This is a genomic window from Pseudomonas sp. ok266 (assembly GCF_900110195.1).
GTDB classification, from domain to species: Bacteria; Pseudomonadota; Gammaproteobacteria; order Pseudomonadales; family Pseudomonadaceae; genus Aquipseudomonas; species Aquipseudomonas neuropathica.
The window spans coordinates 252,798-267,202 of the sequence record NZ_FOCU01000009.1; the positions used below are offsets into that span (position 1 = coordinate 252,798).

At 58.8% G+C, this 14,405-nt stretch carries 18 protein-coding genes; 1 reads left to right on the plus strand and 17 read right to left on the minus strand.

Features of this window, described 5'->3' with window-relative positions:
* Positions 1–64 precede the first annotated feature (64 nt).
* The 17 genes from BMY54_RS18675 to BMY54_RS18755 form a co-directional block, all read right to left on the minus strand.
* Complete coding sequence (locus BMY54_RS18675) at positions 65–625, minus strand: DUF1285 domain-containing protein (protein ID WP_093435408.1); 561 nt, start codon at positions 623–625, stop codon at positions 65–67.
* 15 nt (positions 626–640) lie between these two features.
* A complete protein-coding gene (locus BMY54_RS18680; protein ID WP_093435410.1) occupies positions 641–1,246 on the minus strand; it encodes a DUF4823 domain-containing protein in 606 nt (201 codons plus the stop codon).
* Between the two features lie 171 nt (positions 1,247–1,417).
* Positions 1,418–2,386, minus strand: a complete 969-nt coding sequence (locus BMY54_RS18685) for a GTP 3',8-cyclase MoaA (RefSeq protein WP_093435412.1) — start codon at positions 2,384–2,386, stop codon at positions 1,418–1,420.
* Positions 2,387–2,523: 137 nt separating this feature from the next.
* The gene (locus BMY54_RS18690; protein ID WP_007908276.1) at positions 2,524–3,162 is read right to left on the minus strand and encodes a TetR/AcrR family transcriptional regulator; all 639 of its coding nucleotides are present in this window, start codon (positions 3,160–3,162) and stop codon (positions 2,524–2,526) included.
* A 351-nt stretch (positions 3,163–3,513) separates the two neighbouring features.
* Positions 3,514–4,305, minus strand: a complete 792-nt coding sequence (locus BMY54_RS18695; protein ID WP_093435414.1) for a TatD family hydrolase — start codon at positions 4,303–4,305, stop codon at positions 3,514–3,516.
* 14 nt (positions 4,306–4,319) lie between these two features.
* A complete protein-coding gene (locus BMY54_RS18700; protein WP_093435417.1) occupies positions 4,320–4,676 on the minus strand; it encodes a PilZ domain-containing protein in 357 nt (118 codons plus the stop codon).
* A 42-nt stretch (positions 4,677–4,718) separates the two neighbouring features.
* Positions 4,719–5,702 carry a DNA polymerase III subunit delta' gene (locus BMY54_RS18705; protein ID WP_093435419.1) on the minus strand — a complete coding sequence of 328 codons (984 nt, stop codon included), beginning with the start codon at positions 5,700–5,702 and terminating at the stop codon, positions 4,719–4,721.
* A complete protein-coding gene (gene tmk, locus BMY54_RS18710; protein ID WP_093435422.1) occupies positions 5,695–6,327 on the minus strand; it encodes a dTMP kinase in 633 nt (210 codons plus the stop codon). The genes BMY54_RS18705 and tmk overlap by 8 nt, the downstream gene beginning before the upstream one ends.
* A gap of 19 nt (positions 6,328–6,346) precedes the next feature.
* The gene (gene mltG, locus BMY54_RS18715; protein WP_093435425.1) at positions 6,347–7,522 is read right to left on the minus strand and encodes an endolytic transglycosylase MltG; all 1,176 of its coding nucleotides are present in this window, start codon (positions 7,520–7,522) and stop codon (positions 6,347–6,349) included.
* A gap of 3 nt (positions 7,523–7,525) precedes the next feature.
* Positions 7,526–8,341 (minus strand): aminodeoxychorismate lyase, encoded by an 816-nt coding sequence (gene pabC, locus BMY54_RS18720; protein WP_093435428.1) that lies wholly within the window; start codon positions 8,339–8,341, stop codon positions 7,526–7,528.
* Positions 8,341–9,585: a beta-ketoacyl-ACP synthase II gene (fabF, locus tag BMY54_RS18725; RefSeq protein ID WP_093435430.1), complete on the minus strand. Its 1,245-nt coding sequence runs from the start codon at positions 9,583–9,585 to the stop codon at positions 8,341–8,343. The genes pabC and fabF overlap by 1 nt, the downstream gene beginning before the upstream one ends.
* A 108-nt stretch (positions 9,586–9,693) precedes the next feature.
* Complete coding sequence (gene acpP, locus BMY54_RS18730) at positions 9,694–9,930, minus strand: acyl carrier protein (RefSeq protein WP_003175607.1); 237 nt, start codon at positions 9,928–9,930, stop codon at positions 9,694–9,696.
* A 196-nt stretch (positions 9,931–10,126) separates the two neighbouring features.
* Positions 10,127–10,870: a 3-oxoacyl-ACP reductase FabG gene (gene fabG, locus BMY54_RS18735; protein ID WP_034155354.1), complete on the minus strand. Its 744-nt coding sequence runs from the start codon at positions 10,868–10,870 to the stop codon at positions 10,127–10,129.
* 16 nt (positions 10,871–10,886) lie between these two features.
* On the minus strand, positions 10,887–11,825 hold the full coding sequence (gene fabD, locus BMY54_RS18740; protein WP_034155355.1) for an ACP S-malonyltransferase: 939 nt from the start codon (positions 11,823–11,825) through the stop codon (positions 10,887–10,889).
* Positions 11,826–11,947: 122 nt separating this feature from the next.
* Entirely contained in the window at positions 11,948–12,958 is a 1,011-nt protein-coding gene (plsX, locus tag BMY54_RS18745) for a phosphate acyltransferase PlsX (RefSeq protein WP_093435433.1), read from the minus strand.
* A gap of 4 nt (positions 12,959–12,962) precedes the next feature.
* Positions 12,963–13,145 carry a 50S ribosomal protein L32 gene (gene rpmF, locus BMY54_RS18750; protein WP_003179396.1) on the minus strand — a complete coding sequence of 61 codons (183 nt, stop codon included), beginning with the start codon at positions 13,143–13,145 and terminating at the stop codon, positions 12,963–12,965.
* 13 nt (positions 13,146–13,158) lie between these two features.
* Positions 13,159–13,686 carry a YceD family protein gene (locus BMY54_RS18755; protein ID WP_038364482.1) on the minus strand — a complete coding sequence of 176 codons (528 nt, stop codon included), beginning with the start codon at positions 13,684–13,686 and terminating at the stop codon, positions 13,159–13,161.
* Between the two features lie 105 nt (positions 13,687–13,791).
* On the opposite strand from BMY54_RS18755, the gene BMY54_RS18760 reads away from it, so the two are divergent.
* Positions 13,792–14,370: a Maf family protein gene (locus tag BMY54_RS18760; RefSeq protein WP_093435435.1), complete on the plus strand. Its 579-nt coding sequence runs from the start codon at positions 13,792–13,794 to the stop codon at positions 14,368–14,370.
* Positions 14,371–14,405 lie beyond the last annotated feature (35 nt).

Consider the following 14,405-nt stretch of genomic DNA (forward strand, 5'->3'; position numbering starts at 1 on the left):
CCAGGCTGACTGATACACCGCTTTCGCGAGCAAGCTCGCTCCCACAGTTCGGGATTTGTATTGCTCAGGGTTCCAGGCCGACGCGGAAGAACTCGCCGCCGCTCCACACACCGAGCCAGCGCTGGCCATCGATTTCGAGACTGACCGCCAGCTCCACCAGTTGATAGAACACATTGCGGTGAATCAGCGCTTCAAGGTTGGTGCGCACATGCACGTAAGGCGCCGGCTCCTGGGTCACGGGATCAATCTCAACCCGGATCGGATGCGCCGGCCCGGCCTCGGTGGTTTCCTCAACGTTAGTGGTAAAGCGCAACAGCTGCGCCTCCCCTTCGCCTTCAACCTCGACCGCAATCGCCACAAACGGCGCATCGTCGACCTTGACCCCGACCTTCTCGACCGGGGTAATCAGGAAATAATCATCGCCGTCGCGGCGCATGATCGTGGAGAACAATTTGACCATCGGCTTGCGCCCGATCGGCGTGCCCAGGTAATACCAGGTGCCGTCGCGGGCGATGCGCATGTCGATGTCGCCGCAGAAGTCCGGATTCCACAAGTGCACCGGCGGCAAGCCTTTGGTTTTGGGGATCTGTCCCAACAGGTCATTGGCTTTTTGCGGGCCACTCATGGCGTTCTCCTTGAATTATTGGTCGCCGACTCCCAACAGGCTGCGCGCGTACTGGGCCAGCGGCGGGCCGATCAGGTCTTCGGGTTTGTTGTCGTGGAACGTCAGTAAACCGCCACGACTCTTGATGCGTGCAGTATCAATCAAATACTGGGTGCTGGTCTCGATCAACATGATCTGAATCACACCGCCGTCGATGCCGAGGCGATCAACCGCTTCTTCATCGAGCCACTCATCGGAGTTGCCGATGCGATCGTCAGCCTTGGCGAAACGCGTGTACAGCAGATAGTGCGCACCAGCATCGCGAGCTTCGCCCATCGCCTGATCGAGGCCTTCCGGCGCGCGAGCACGGCGGACCATCGGGAAGTACTCGACGAAGCCCTTGAAGGCTTCTTCGGCCACCACGTTCGGACGCGGGTAGGAACCGCCCGGCGGTGCGAACGCGCCTTGGGCGATGTAGATGAACGAGTCCGGCTGAATGCGGAAGTTGTTCACGCGACGGCTGTCGCTATGATCCAGCAAGCCCGCGTCGCTCATCTGGTAGCGAGTGCCTTCGGCCATATCGCTGACAGTCATACAGCCGCCAAGCGCCAAAACGGCCAGCAGCAAAACCAGGCTACGCATCCTATTCCTCCAGAGGCCGGTGACGGAAAACCGGCGAATGGCCGTAGGATGCAGCTTTTGCGCCAGCTCTGGTTCTTCGTTGATTGATAAATCGTATTCGCGAGCAAGCTCGCTCCCACCAGTGGAATGCATTCCAAGGTGGGAGCGAGCCTGCTCGCGAATAGGGGGATGTCAGCCGCCGATAATCTTCATGATCGTTGCGCCGCCGGAGAACGCCACTTCCTGCTTGTCGCCCAACGCTTTGACCAGCAAACGCTGGAGCGCTGGCAAGGCCTGATGACGCGGCTTATCGAGCAAATCGCCGACATAGTGACGGTTGCTCGACGACAGGCAACCATGTAGCCAACCGGTCGACGACAGGCGCAAGCGCGAGCAGGTCCGGCAGAACGGCACGCTTTCGTTGGCGATCACGCCAAAGTTGCCCAGGCCAGGAATCGCATAGCGCACCGCCGTAGCGTCCACTGGCGCGTCGGTTTGCGCGTACTCGTAACGTTCGCCAATCAGCTGCAGCAATTGCTGCAGGCTGACGAACTGTTGCAGGAACGCATTGGAGTCCTTGGCCAGATGGCCCATGCGCATCAGCTCGATAAAGCGCAGTTCGTATCCGCGCTCCAGGCAGTAATCCAGCAGCGGCATCACCTGGTCGAGGTTCTGCCCACGCAACGGCACCATGTTGACCTTGATCTTCATCCCCGCCGCTGCCGCTTGATCCATGCCGTCGAGCACGGTGGCCAGATCGCCGCCACGGGCGATGCTGCGGAAAGCACCGGCGTCGAGGGTATCGAGGGACACGTTGATCCGGCGCAGACCGGCATCCACCAGCAGCGGCAGTTTTTTTGCAAGGAGTTGACCGTTGGTGGTCAGGCTGATGTCTTCAAGGCCCATCTTGCCGACAGCGGTCATGAACGTTTCGAGTTTGGGGCTGACCAGCGGCTCGCCACCGGTAATTCGCAGCCGCTCGATGCCGGCGGCCTCGATCAGATACGCCACGCCACGCGCCATGGCTTCGGCCGACAGTTCATCCTGCGCAGCCACCAGCCGCTTGCCGTTGGGCACGCAGTAGGTACACGCGTAATTGCAGGCTGAAGTCAGACTGATCCGCAAATTGCGAAAACGCCTGCCTTGACGGTCAACGATCATGATCACTCCGGCGATAGAAAATCGAGCCGCTAAAACTTGACTCACAAATCAAGTTTTAGCAAGCCCTATGCCTGAGTATATTCCTGCGTTACTGCGTCATGTAGCGAATTCATGGCGCAATAAGGCGGCTGAATGGCTCAGCTGCTTGGCGTTTCCGGGTCACGCTTGCGTTTGTTGCCCATGCGCACGCCAATGTCCATCAGGAACTGGAAGAAACCTTCCTGATCTTCCAGCACATTGCTCCAGAACGGCGAGTGATACAGCGCCACAGCGCCGTGCACCAGCGCCCAGGAGGCGCAGTAGTGGAAGTATGGCGGCACGTCTTCGAGCTTGCCTTCGCTGATACGGCCCTTGATCAGCAGGGTCAGGCGTTCGAAGTTCGAGGCACGGATCTTGTGCAGCTCCTCGACCATTTCCGGCACCTGATTGCCTTTGACGACCTTCTCTTCGAGACGGTCGAACAGGCGATAACGCTGCGGGTCGCGCATGCGGAATTCGAAGTAGGCGCGGGACAGCGCTTCCTTGTCCTTGTCGACATCGGCCGAATGCAGCAGCTCGTTCAAATCACGCTCGTAATCGAGCATGAGGCGCAGATAGATCTCGGCCTTGGATTTGAAGTGCTTGTAGATCGTGCCTTTGCCGATACCCACGGCATCAGCAATCATCTCGACGGTGACACTGTCTTCACCTTGGTCGAGGAACAGCTTGAGCGCGGTATCGAGAATTTCTTGCTCGCGGCGACGAAACTCACGGACCTTACGAGGTTCTTTGTGCATAAGAAAAGGTCTGAAGGGTCAAAATTCGAAGCCGCGTATTATGCCTAACTTGCGCAAAAATGCACGGATCATCCGACCATATCTGTGTTTCATGTTCATTTTGAGAACGTTTTGGGCGCAATGAGAACTCAACTGAAGCGAACGTATTCCAAATTTGTTTAAAAACCCCGACCGGCTAACTGGACTGCACGCCAGACTGATCAATACTTGAACTGTCGGGCGACATCTCCCCCAAGTGTCGTGCCGGTAAAGGTACCAAGGGACCGCGTGCCTTTGTTTTACTCCTAATGGTCTTAACCCGGATTCACCCCCCAGAACCCGGGTTTTTTTTGCCTGCGATTTGGCTAAGGCCTACAGGGCAGATTTAACACAGGCCAGCGGGAACAGACGCTTGAAGTTCTCGGTTGTCTGCTCAGCAAAACGCTCGTAGTTTTCCCCACGCAACATCGCCAGAAACTCCGCCACTTCACGCACGTACTGCGGCAGGTTCGGCTTGCCGCGATAAGGGATCGGTGCCAGATACGGTGAATCGGTTTCCACCAGCAAGCGATCCGCCGGGACCTTGCTCGCGACGTCGCGCAACGCATCAGCATTGCGGAACGTGACAATACCCGACAGGGAAATGTAATAACCCATGTCAAGTGCAGCCTTGGCCATGCCCCAGTCTTCGGTGAAGCAATGCAGCACACCGGCCTGAGGCAACGCCGCTTCGCGCAGCAATTCAAGGGTATCGGCACGCGCGCCACGGGTGTGGATGATCACCGGTTTGCCGGTCTGCTGCGCCGCTTGCAGGTGCAGACGGAACGACTCCTGCTGCAGTTCGGCGGCTTCCGGTTCGTAGTGATAATCGAGGCCGGTCTCACCGATCGCCACGACTTTCGGGTGATTGAGTTCGTGCAACAGCCAGTCCAGCGCTGGCGCCGCACCGGGTTGTACATCGAGCGGATGCACGCCGACCGAACAATCGACATCGTCATAACGCTCAGCCAGGGCTTTGACGTCGGCGGCGTTATCGGCACTCACGCCGATGCACAAGAAGTGCCCTACTCCGCGCTCACGGGCCGCATCCAGTGCAGCATCCAGCGAGCCGTCATGGGCGGCGAGGTCGAGGCGATCAAGGTGACAATGGGAATCTACAAGCATAAAAAGACGGCTACTTACATCGTATGAGTGGGACGGTCGGATTTAAGCGCTCCGGCCAGATGGGTTTCGATGCGACTGCGCGCCGTGTTGTCGCCATCGTTGAACTGTACGCCAACACCGGCAGCGCGATTGCCTTGCGCCCCTTTGGGGGTGATCCACGCGACCTTGCCGGCCACCGGGATCTTCTCGGCCTCGTCCATCAGGTTGAGCAGCATGAACACCTCATCGCCCAAGCGGTAACTCTTGTTGGTCGGGATGAACAAGCCACCGTTCTTGATAAACGGCATATAAGCGGCGTAGAGCACCGACTTGTCCTTGATGTTCAGGGACAAAATGCCGTTGCGCGGCCCGGGGCTGACGGATTCATTCATGTTGACCTCCACTGCTGATGCTCAGAGTCTAGGTACACATTCTTATCTTTGACCAGGCAATCCCCCCCATTGCACCAACAACGCTTCCAGCAGCAAGGCCGGATTGAGGTTGGCTTTGCTCATGACTTTCTGGCGCTGGGCGAGAATCCAGTCCTGAATCTCGAGGACTTTGCCTTGCGCACTTTTCTGCGCCAGGTATTGCACGACTTTGCGCATGTCGGTCAGACCGAGCCCTGCTTCATCCTGAGTCAATTGATAACGCAGGATCAGGCTCGACCAATCGCAGAACCAGTCAAACAGACGCAGCATCGGAATGCTTTTCCACTCCTCAGCCAGTTGCGTCGGCGATTGCTGCTGCTTGAGCAACTTCTTCACGCCTTCGACCACTTGCGCGCGCTGCTCGCGCACGCCCTGAGACTGCAGACTGACCGCCATCAACGGTGAGCCGGCGGCCAGCGTCAGCAGTTCGACACGTTCGTCTTCGGAGCAGTCCGGCAGCGCCTGAGCCAGCCATTGCAGGCTCATCGCCTCGCCCGGCAGCGGACAGGCCTGCTGCACGCAACGGCTCTTGATCGTTGGCAGCAAGCGACTGGTCTGGTGGCTGACCAACAGCAAAACGGTATCGCCGGAAGGCTCTTCAAGGCTCTTGAGCAAGGCGTTGGCGGCATTGATGTTCATCGACTCGACCGGCTCGATCAGCACCACTTTGCGCCCGCCCAGTTGCGCGGTCTGCACCACGAAGCTGACCAGATCGCGGACCTGATCGACCTTGATCGCCTTATCGGCTTCTTCCGGTTCGAGAATGTAATTATCGGGGTGACTGCCGGCCTTGAGCAGCAGGCAGGATTTGCACTCGCCGCAAGCTTCCGGCGTCGGCCGCTGGCACAACAGGCTGGCCATCAAGCGTTCGGCCAGCGCACGTTTGCCGATGCCGGCCGGGCCATGCAGCAGATAGGCGTGGGCGTGCTGTTTACGCCCGGCCAGTTGCTGCCAGAGGCTGTCCTGCCATGGATAGGCCTCAGCCACGGGCCAGCTCCAGCAAATTCGGAATCAGGGTATCCAGCGATTGTTGAACCTTGGCCAATGGCTGACCGGCATCGATGCGCACATAGCGCGCGGGATCGGCTTCGGCGCGCTTCAGAAACGCATTGCGTACAGCCTCGAAAAACGCCCGGCCTTCCAGTTCGAAACGATCCAGACGGCCACGGGCACTGGCGCGGGCCAGGCCGATTTCTACCGGCAGATCGAAAATCAGCGTCAGATCCGGACGCAGGTCGCCCTGCACGAAAGTTTCCAGTGTGGCGATGCGCTCCAGCGACAAACCGCGACCGCCGCCCTGATAGGCGTAAGTCGAGTCGGTGAAACGATCACACAGCACTACCGCCCCCCGGGCCAGCGCCGGTCGAATCACTTCAGCCAGGTGCTGAGCGCGCGCGGCGAATACCAGCAACAACTCGGCGTCCGGGTTCATGACCTCGTCGGCCGGCGCCAGCAGCACTTCGCGAATCCGCTCGGCCAATGGCGTGCCACCCGGCTCGCGGGTCAGCACCACTTCGATACCGGCGGCGCGCAGGCGCTCGGCAAGGTATTCGCGGTTAGTGCTTTTGCCGGCGCCTTCCGGGCCTTCCAGGGTAATAAACAAGCCAGTCACAGGCAGTCCTTAATCAAAGTCATTGCGTGTTTTGTGGGGCGGCGGCTTCTGGAGCCGGCGCAGGCTCCTGAGGCGTAACTTGCGGCAACGCTTCCGGGGCGGTATCCGGAGAGGCGGCAGGAATCGCCTCTTCAGCAGCGGGAGCGGTTTCAGGCGTTGTCGCCGGCGCAGGGCTGGAACGGTAATCGGCACGGCGTTTGAGCTGGTACTCACGCACCGCATTATTGTGCGCATCCAGATCATCAGAGAAGACATGGCTGCCATCGCCACGTGCAACGAAGTACAGACTGGTGCCGTCCACAGGATTCAGTGCCGCGTGAATCGCTTCACGCCCGACCATCGCAATCGGAGTCGGTGGCAGGCCGGGAATTACGTAGGTGTTGTAAGGCGTCGGCTCTTTCAAATGCGCCCGAGTCAGCTTGCCGGTGTAGCGATCGCCCAGACCATAGATGACGGTCGGGTCAGTTTGCAGTTGCATGCCCAGCGCCATGCGACGCACGAAGACACCGGCAATCTGCCCACGCTCCTGCGGTACACCGGTTTCCTTTTCGACCAGCGACGCCATGATCAGCGCTTGATAGGGTTCGGTATACGGCACATCGGCAGAACGACTTTCCCACTCTTTCGCCAGCACTTCATCGAGGCGATCAAAGGCTTTCTTCAGCAGTTCGGCATCGGACATGCCGCGCACAAAGCGGTAAGTGTCCGGGAAGAAACGGCCCTCAGGGAACAACCCTTTATGACCAATCTTCGCCATGACGTCGCTGTCGCTCAAACCGTTGAGGGTCTGCTCGACCTTGTCGTCTTTGGCCAACGCCGCGCGCACTTGATGGAAATTCCAGCCCTCGACCAGCGTCAGGCTGTACTGGACCACTTCACCGCGCTTCCACAAGTCGATCAGACCGTTGACGGTCATGCCCGGCTGCATACGGTATTCGCCGCTATGGATCGGTGTACCGGCGAGATTGAAGCGCCAATAGACTCGCAACCAGAATGCGTCCTTGATGACGCCATCGGTTTCGAGGGAAAGGAACGTACGGGTCGGAGTGGAGCCTTTCGGCACATCCAGCAGTTCTTCCTGCGTGATGTTCAGAGGCTGTTCCAGCGCGGAGTGAATCTTCCAGGCGCTGGCGCCCATCAACAGCCCTGCCAGAACCAGTCCGGTTTCCAGCAGCAGCAAAAGTTTACGTCTCACAAATCAGGCATCCAGTAGGGCGCGGGCAATGGTTTGCAGTTTACGGGTGAGCGGGCCAACCGGCCAGCTCAGTGCAGCGTAGGCGCGTACCGGCCAGACGCCATACACGCTGTTGCAGACAAACACTTCATCGGCCCATTGCAGCTGTTCGAGGCTGATGTCGGCGATCTGCGTGGGAATGGCCAGTGACTCGGCCTGAAACAATATTTCGGCGCGCATCACACCGGCAACGCCGCAGCGTTTCAGATCCGGCGTGATCAATACGCCGTCGCGTACCAGAAACACATTACTGAACACCCCTTCGATCACTCGACCGGCCTGATCTAGCATCAAGCCTTCGGCGTGCTCGCTGTCCTGCCATTCGGCACGGGCGATGACTTGTTCCAGTCGATTGAGGTGTTTGAGTCCAGCCAGTAAAGGCTGTATGGAGAGTCGCGTGTTGCACGGAAACAGACGAATGCCTTGTTCAGCATGCACAGCGGGATAAGCTGCCGGAGGATTGCCTTGCAGAATACGTCGGCCAGACGCCGCCGGATCAGGTGCGTAACCGCGCAGACCGTCGCCACGGGTGAGGATCAGCTTGAGTACACCCTCGCCCATCGCTGCCGCATAACTCAGCAGCTCGTGGCGAACCCGTTCGATATCGGCGGCGATGGCCAGACGCGAACAGCCATCGGCCAGACGCGTCAGGTGCCGATCCAGCAGGATCGGCTGTCCATCACGCACGGCGATGGTCTCGAACAGACCGTCGCCGTAAGCCAGGCCGCGATCTTTCAGCGACAGAGCGTCAGCCGGTTGACCGTCGACCCAGCTGTCCATCAGCCTGCGAACCGACGGAACGCCAAGGTGCCGTTGGTGCCGCCAAAACCGAAGGAGTTGGACAGCACGACATCGATGTCCATGTTGCGCGCAGTGTGCGGCACGAAATCGAGATCGCAGCCTTCATCCGGCTCATCGAGGTTGATGGTCGGCGGTGCCACTTGGCTGTTGATCGCAAGAACGCTGAAGATCGCTTCAACCGCGCCCGCCGCACCTAACAGGTGACCGGTCATCGATTTGGTCGAGCTCACTGCCAGTTTGTAGGCGTGATCACCGAACACGGTCTTGATCGCATTGGCTTCGGCGAGGTCGCCGGCCGAAGTCGAAGTACCGTGAGCGTTGATGTATTGCACTTGATCGGCGTTGATCTTCGCATCGCGCAGCGCGTTGGTGATGCAGCGTGCTGCACCGGCGCCGTCGGCAGGTGGCGAGGTCATGTGGAACGCGTCGCCACTGGTGCCAAAGCCGATGAGTTCAGCATAGATGGTCGCGCCGCGCGCCTTGGCGTGTTCCAGCTCTTCGAGAACCAGTGCACCGGCACCGTCGGACAGGACGAAACCATCACGGCCCTTATCCCATGGACGGCTGGCGCGGGTCGGTTCGTCATTGCGGGTCGACAGCGCACGGGACGCGCCGAAGCCACCCATGCCCAGACCGCATGCGGCCATTTCGGCACCGCCGGCAATCATCACGTCAGCTTCGTCGTACATGATGTTGCGTGCCGCCATGCCGATGCAGTGCGTACCGGTGGTACATGCAGTGGCGATGGCGTAGTTAGGTCCCTGTGCCCCCAGGTGGATGGACAGGAAACCGGAAATCATATTGATGATCGAGCCAGGTACGAAGAATGGCGAGATTCGACGCGGGCCCGTCTCATGCAGAGTGCGGCTGGTTTCTTCGATATTGGTCAGACCGCCGATACCCGAACCCATGGCCACGCCAATGCGTTCACGGTTGGCGTCGGTGACTTCCAGACCAGCGTTGCGTACAGCCTGAAAGCCGGCAGCGAGACCGTACTGAATGAACAGGTCGAGCTTGCGCGCTTCCTTGACCGACAGGTATTCCTCGACATTGAAGCCCTTTACCGAGCCGCCAAAGCGGGTGGAATAGGCAGAAAGGTCGGTGTGTTCGATCAGACCAATGCCACTGCGGCCAGCCAGAATGCCCTGCCAACTGCTCGGCACATCCGTGCCCAGTGGCGACAACATACCCATACCGGTGACTACGACGCGTCTACGCGACACAGCACTCTCCTTTTTCAAATGACGATTTTGCATCAGGCCTAAAGAAAAAACCGCACGCCATGATGGCAGTGCGGTTTTTCCATGACAGCAAACAACGATTACAAACTATTACGCCTGGTGGCTAGTAACGTAGTCGATTGCAGCTTGTACAGTAGTGATCTTTTCAGCTTCTTCGTCAGGGATTTCGGTCTCGAATTCCTCTTCCAGAGCCATCACCAGCTCAACGGTGTCAAGGGAGTCGGCACCCAGGTCTTCTACGAAGGAAGCAGTGTTGACCACTTCTTCTTCTTTAACACCCAGTTGCTCGGCAACGATTTTCTTGACGCGCTCTTCGATGGTGCTCATACCTTGTTTTCACTCCTAATGGACAAATTCAGGCAGCTGGCCAGTGGGTAAGTGTATAGAAAGACTTTTCAGTTTTTCAACTGAAAGCTTCACTCCTCAAACCCTGCAGCCCTCTGCCTATAAATAGATTGCAGCTTTATAACGGATTTTAGACAGCTCGTATGACATTTTTTTGAAGCAATCCGTCACATTTTACTTACATGTACATCCCACCGTTCACCGGGATTGTAGCCCCAGTGACGTATGCCGCACCGTCGGATGCAAGAAAAGCGACCACAGACGCGATCTCTTGAGCTTGCCCCAGACGACCCAGCGGAATCTGCGTCTGCAAGGCTTCACGCTGTGCTTCAGGCAGTTCGCGCGTCATATCGGTGTCGATAAACCCTGGGGTTACCGAGTTGACCGTAATCGAACGCGAACCGACTTCACGCGCCATCGCACGGCTGAAACCTTCCAGACCGGCCTTGGCGGCTGCATAGTTTACTTGGCCAGCGTTGCCCATGGCACCCACCACCGAGCCAATACTGATAATTCGACCCCAACGCGCCTTGGTCATGCCGCGCAGAACGCCCTTGGACAGGCGATACAGACTGTTCAGGTTGGTATCGATCACGTCGTACCACTCGTCGTCTTTCATGCGCATCATCAGGTTATCGCGGGTGATGCCGGCATTATTGACCAGGATTGCCACCGGCGCACCGAACTGTTCCTGAATACCCGCCAGCACTGCACTGACCGATTCATCGCTGGTGACATTGAGTTCGAAGCCAGCGCCCTGAATACCGTTTTCCTTCAGGGTCGCAGCGATACGCTCGGCGCCCGAAGCGGAAGTCGCGGTGCCAATGACGATGGCGCCCTGACGACCCAGTTCCAGCGCGATAGCCTGGCCGATGCCGCGGCTTGCACCGGTGACCAGTGCAACTTTACCTTGCAGACTCATGCAAGTATCTCCTGATTCAGGCTTGCGCTGCGCGAGCGGCAGCGAAAGCGTCTGGGGTATTGAGGTTGGAAGTCGCCACGCCTTCGGCGCAACGTTTGTTCAGGCCGGCCAGGACTTTGCCCGGGCCGCATTCGACCAGATTGGTCGCGCCTTTGGCAGCGAGAGTCTGTACCGACTCGACCCAGCGCACGGGCTTGTACAGTTGTTCGAGCAGATCACGCTTGAGGGTTTCCAGATCAGCCGGCACTTGCGCGCTGACGTTCTGTACCACCGGGATCTGCGGCGCCTGCCAGTCGATGGCGGCGATGGATTCGGCAAAGCGCTCGGCGGCCGGACGCATCAGCTCGCAGTGCGACGGCACGCTCACCGGCAGCGGCATGGCACGCTTGGCGCCACGCGCCTTGCAGCCTTCGATGGCGCGCTCGACGGCAGCCTTGGCTCCGGCAATGACCACTTGGCCCGGCGAGTTGAAGTTGACCGCGCTGACCACTTCACCTTGCGCCGCTTCGGCGCAGGCAGCCAGCACATCGGCATCTTCCAGACCGAGGATGGCAGCCATGCCACCCTGCCCGGCCGGAACAGCTTCCTGCATCAACTGACCGCGACGCTCGACGAGCTTCACCGCATCAGCCAGTGTCAGGCTGCCGGCAGCAACCAGCGCGCTGTATTCACCCAGGCTGTGACCGGCAACAAAGGCCGGACGCGCACCACCTTCCGCCAGCCACAAACGCCACAGGGCGATCGAAGCGGTCAGAATGGCCGGTTGAGTTTTATCGGTTTGATTGAGCAGCTCTTCCGGGCCCTGCTGGGTCAGCGCCCACAGGTCATAGCCCAGAGCCTCAGAGGCTTCTTTGAAAGTTTCGAGGATCAACGGATATTCCGCGCCCAGCTCGGCCAGCATGCCGAGGGACTGCGAACCTTGTCCTGGAAAGACGAATGCGAGGGAAGCAGACATGTAACAAGCCCCTAATGATCTTGTCGTCGGAAAATGGCGCCCCACTGGGGACGCAAGAAACTGACAGTTGGATGGCCCTTTGAACCGGGCGGTCACATTTAAGCATTGTCCGACGAAAACGCCTAAGACAACAAATCCTCCAGACGGCCATGGAGACGCTCGGGAAGATTTTCCTGAATCTCGATCAGCGCACGGGAAATAGCACTCTGAAAGCCCTGAACACCGGCCGAACCGTGGCTTTTCACCACGATACCCTGCAAGCCGAGAAAGCTTGCGCCGTTATGTCGCGCCGGCGCCAGATCCGCCTGCAAACGTTTCATCAGCGGCAACGCCAACGCCCCCACGGCACGGGAGGCCAGATTCTTTTTGAACAGCGCCTCGATACGCGCAGCAATCATCGTCGCCAGACCTTCGCTGGACTTGAGCAGGATGTTGCCGACGAAACCATCGCACACCACAACATCCGCCTCGCCGCGATACAAACCGTCGCCTTCGATAAAGCCGATGTAATTGATGCCACGGGCAGCCTGCAACAGCGTCGCAGCCAGCTTGACCTGCTGATTGCCCTTAATGTCTTCGGTGCCGATGTTCAGCAGCGCGACGCGCGGGCGATGGATGCCCAGCGTTTGCGCCGCAACAGAACCCATCACCGCAAACTGCAGCAAATGCTCGGCGCTGCAATCGACGTTGGCGCCCAGATCAAGCAACTGGCAATAACCCTTCTGCGTCGGGATAGCCGCGACCATTGCCGGCCGATCGATACCGGGCAGCGTCTTCAGCACGAATCGTGACAGCGCCATCAACGCACCGGTATTGCCGGCGCTGACACAGGCCTGAGCCTTGCCGTCACGCACCAGCTCAAGGGCGACACGCATCGACGAGTCCGGCTTGCCACGCAACGCCTGGGTCGGTTTTTCGTCCATGGTGATGACTTCGCTGGCCGCAACAATCGTCAGGCGCGCGCGATCGGCAGCCGATTGGCCGTGGATCAATTCTTCAAGAAGGGAGGGTTGACCGACGAGGGTCAGGTGCAGCGAGGGCGTAGCAGACAGACAAGCAAGGCTGGCCTGAACAATGCTGCGGGGACCGAAGTCCCCGCCCATTGCGTCAATCGCGATGACTTGAGCGGACAAGTGATTACTCGTCAGCGCCCTTGTCGATCACTTTACGGCCACGGTATACGCCTTCTGGCGATACGTGGTGACGCAGGTGAACTTCACCAGTGGTTTTTTCTACAGACAGGGTGCTAGCCTCGAGAGCGTCGTGCGAACGGCGCATGTCACGGGCAGAGCGGGATTTTTTGTTCTGCTGAACAGCCATAATTGATTAACTCCTAAACGTTTGGGTCACGCTTTAACTGCGCCAATACACTGAACGGGTTGGACCGCGTTACCTCGTCCTCGCTCGGTTCGGGCTCATCTGCTCCCGCCGGCTGCTGGCATTCTTCCGGATGATGAGCAGGCACAATAGGCAAGGCAAGCAAAAGCTCTTCCTCGACCAGTGACTGCAGATCCAATGGATCTTCGCCCAGTTCCAGCACGTCATAACCTTTCGGTAACGACTGGGTATTCGCACCCTCCTTCACTACAGCGTAACTGCATTCGCTGTGGATCGGCAGGGTGACCAGCTCAAGACAACGCTGGCAAACCATTTTGACCTCGGTGTCGATAAAGCTGTGGATCACCACAGATTTACGTTCATCTCGTTCAAAAACGAATTTCGCCTGCACCGTACCGACATCGTCGGAAAGCGGGTCGCAGAGTCTCTTCAAATCGGCCAGCAGCAGTTCACCTTGAAGGGTGGTGCCACGGTCAGCCAATTTGCGCGGGTCAACGTGAGGTGGAATCGGGTCATTCAACATAGGCGCAGCATTATAGGGATGCACCCACCCATGTCAAAGGAAATTGTGCCCTGTCCGTCACTTGCGTGCCTCCGCTAGAATTCGCACCTGCCTCAGGAGACGCGAATGCTGCCTTTATTACTCGCTTCAAGCTCGACCTATCGTCGGGAATTGCTCGCCCGCCTGCACCTACCGTTCGTCTGCAGCTCGCCGGATATCGATGAAAGTCACCGCCCGGGCGAATCGGCGATCGAACTGGTCAAGCGCCTCGCCGAACAAAAAGCCCGGGCATTGGCTGACAGCTATCCCACCCATCTGATTATCGGCTCGGACCAGGTTGCCGTGCTCGGCGAGCAGATCATCGGCAAGCCGCATACCTTCAAGAAGGCTCGCGAGCAACTGATGGCTGCCAGTGGCGCCAGCGTAACGTTCCTCACCGGCCTGGCCCTGCTTAACAGCCAGACCGGCCAATGCCAGGTCGACTGTGTGCCGTTCACCGTGCACATGCGCCAACTCGATCAGGCACGCATTGAGCGCTACCTGCGACTGGAGCAGCCCTACGATTGCGCGGGCAGCTTCAAGGCTGAAGGACTGGGCGTGAGCCTGTTTCAATCCACCGAAGGCCCTGACGCCACCAGCCTGATCGGCCTGCCGCTGATTCGCCTGATCGACATGCTGTTGGCTGAAGGCGTGCAAATTCCCTGACCCACAAAAAACCGGCCATCAAGGCCGGTTTTTTT